3 protein-coding genes and 1 pseudogene are annotated in these 2685 nt (G+C 46.3%); all 4 read left to right on the top strand.

Annotated features, from left to right (window positions below; genetic code table 11):
• Positions 1-46: 46 nt before the first annotated feature.
• A pseudogene (locus CX651_RS20210) lies at positions 47-185 on the top strand (transposase); the annotation flags it as partial.
• 41 nt (positions 186-226) lie between these two features.
• The gene (locus CX651_RS19605) at positions 227-622 is read left to right on the top strand and encodes a hypothetical protein (protein WP_157822709.1); all 396 of its coding nucleotides are present in this window, start codon (positions 227-229) and stop codon (positions 620-622) included.
• A gap of 197 nt (positions 623-819) precedes the next feature.
• Positions 820-1983, top strand: a complete 1164-nt coding sequence (locus CX651_RS19600; protein ID WP_101057785.1) for a chemotaxis protein — start codon at positions 820-822, stop codon at positions 1981-1983.
• Between the two features lie 566 nt (positions 1984-2549).
• On the top strand, positions 2550-2685 hold a 136-nt coding region (locus tag CX651_RS19595; protein WP_157822673.1), incomplete at its 3' end, for a helix-turn-helix domain-containing protein.

The raw sequence follows: 2685 nt of genomic DNA, 5'->3' as shown, positions 1-2685 counted from the left end.
TGAATATCCTTTTGGGTGTATATTACTCAAATGACACAGATTTATGAACACTACCAGGCTTACCGCTGAATTTGGAAAACTATTTCCTGGGCCGGTAGGGACGCTGCAAGAACTTACTACTGCGAACACTGGAGAAGCGACGATGGCATTTTGCAACCAGCTGTCAGTATTTTCAACCAGCCTGATTCCAATGCTATTTATCTCAACGTGAGTTCTTGATTTTCGTGTGATACTTACGCTCTCCATAGGGATAGATAAAAAATACTATAGGCTAAAGGGAAGCAATTTTATCGAAAACAAGGAGAGTGTGATGCAAGGATTTAAGGGATTTTTATTGTCTTCTTTGTTGGCATTGCTGGTGGGTTGCAGTTGGGCGGCCTTGGCGGGCATTGTTGGATTACTGCTGTTGCCTTCTATGTTTCAATCCAAGGGTTGGTTGGATCTGACCTATATGTTGGTGGGGACTATTTTGATGCTACAAGCATTGATCGCCGGATGTTGGGCCGGTTGGTTGAGGGGGAGCGGGGTATTGATTCGGCAAACGGTAACCCAAAATGCCTTTTGGAAGACCAACTTGTTTATTGCCATTGGTATATTGCTATTGTTTGCGTTATTGCATTAGTTTTCTGTATCCGCCAAGGTTAACCTTGGTCATCGAGTGGACCGTTAACACCCGCTTAAAATATCCTCAATCATATTGTTTTTTTAATTGTTTGCGGGCTGTGAGTCTACTCACGTTTTAGGTTATCTTCGGCGGCAATAGTCGGCAAAATGGTAAGATCCTCTTTTCCTTATTATTGTCTGTATTGGTGGAGTGCCATGCGTAGTTTATCCTCCTGGGGTTTGGTTCTTTGTCTGTCGTTGCTGGTTTCGGGTTGTTCATTGCTTGAGGTGAAATTGGAAAGCGGTATTGAGCCGCTGCCGCAGGAGCAGTTGAGCATGCGGGTATTTACCCGGGAATATGCCAGCAGCTTTTTTGCCGGAGTAGAGCAGAGCGCCGATCTGATACTACTACGCTCTGATGATCTGCAGAGCAAATCCAATGCCTTGATGTGGAAAATTAATGCCGAACAAACACTGGGACAAACCATTTTTCAGGTGTCGCCGGTAGCCGCCATGATAGACACTTGGGCATTTACTGCACAGATGGCACAGTTTTTTGACTCTGGTAATGGTAAGGCATTGTTTGGCGAGCAAACGCAACTGGCAGCCAACACCAGTCAGCAACTGTTGGCTGATTATGAGCGCCGCATGCAAGGGCTGATGAGTAAAGCCGATTTTACTGCCAATCAGCAGTTTATCCGCGAATATGCCATGGCTCACCCGCTGTTTGATGTTAGCTTTCCACGGGTCTCCGCGTTTAACGACTGGTTGAGCTTCCGTAAGATCGGTGAGTTTGATGCTGTGACTACCTTCGGCAGTGTGCCTGAGGTGATGAGCGATATGTCTGACCGTATGGCCATGCTGGCGAGTCAAACGCCAAAACTGCTTGGCTGGAAGGCAGAGCTGTTTGCCCTTCACTCCAACATCAACTCAAAAGAGGTACAGCAAACCCTAAAAGATATCAGCGAAACCTCGGCTAAATTTCAGAAGCTGATGAATGAAAGCCCGCAGTTAATGTCTGAGCTGGCAGTGGATCTGCGCCGCGAGCTGACGCCGCTGTTGGTACAGTTGGATGCTAGTGCCGAGCGCAATCTCGCGCAACTGTCGGTCGAACGTCTGGCATTGGAAAAAATGGTGGAACGTGAACGCATTGCGCTGGAGCAGATGGTGGATAGGGAGCGCCAGGCCGTGACCAAAGAAGCCGATGCGCTGGTGCAACGTACTGTGACTCAGGTGTTTGAAGAGCTCACCGGCGTGATTAAAAGCCTAATCCTCTATATCGTGCTGTTCTTGCTGGTAGTGTTCTTTGCGCCACTGGGCTTGGGTGTCTGGTTGGGCAAGCGTATTGGCTTGAAACAAGCCAGTATGACGAAGTCATAGTCAGATAAATGGTGGCAAGTGTCTTATAGTGAGGCGCAGAAGGTAGTGTAAGTTGTATTAGTCGCAAGAGGGTGTTAACGCGCGGCTTAGGACTTTAAACAGATACTTGCCACCACTTTTAAGCCCAACCGTCCGAGGGTATTTGTAAGGCTGGTTACTTATTTCTACAGTTCAGCTTAACGTGTACCTGCAGTTTTTTTAGGGCCCGAGGACTTATTCGCATCTTTCTTAGCTCATGTGTAGATTTGATGAAGCCATGGGTATTTCGGTTATAGTCTGTTTTAATTAGATGACTTTTTTACCAAACTTATCCATTTTGCAATTGCATTTAGGACAAGTCCAACCACCCCACATCAGTTGACTTATATTTTGAGGGATACGAATTTTCGGCATTATTTCGCCGCATTCTGGACAGTTGATCTCATGTAAATTTATATCCATTTTAGACTGCTTGTTTTCAGCCCGAATTCAGATAATAAGTGCACCACTCATGGTTAAACGGTGAGGAGAGATCAACTGCCTGTTGGTGATACTCTGTAGTCGCCAAACAAACATGAGTAGTTACCATGAATTACAAGCAGTTGATCGAGGGACAACGATACCAGATTGAGGCCTATTTACGCGAGGGTTTCAGTTATCGGGAGATAGGAAAACGTCTGAAAGTCAGCCACAGCACAATCAGCCGGGAAGTAAATCGCAATC

This window comes from Shewanella chilikensis (genome assembly GCF_002836945.1).
Taxonomy (GTDB): domain Bacteria; phylum Pseudomonadota; class Gammaproteobacteria; order Enterobacterales; family Shewanellaceae; genus Shewanella; species Shewanella chilikensis.
This window is presented reverse-complemented; position numbering and strand designations above follow the sequence as displayed.

Bases quoted from the DNA above. Each gene is read 5' to 3' on its own strand.
- CX651_RS19600 (WP_101057785.1), top strand. From the start codon at position 820: ATGCGTAGTTTATCCTCCTGGGGTTTGGTTCTTTGTCTGTCGTTGCTG.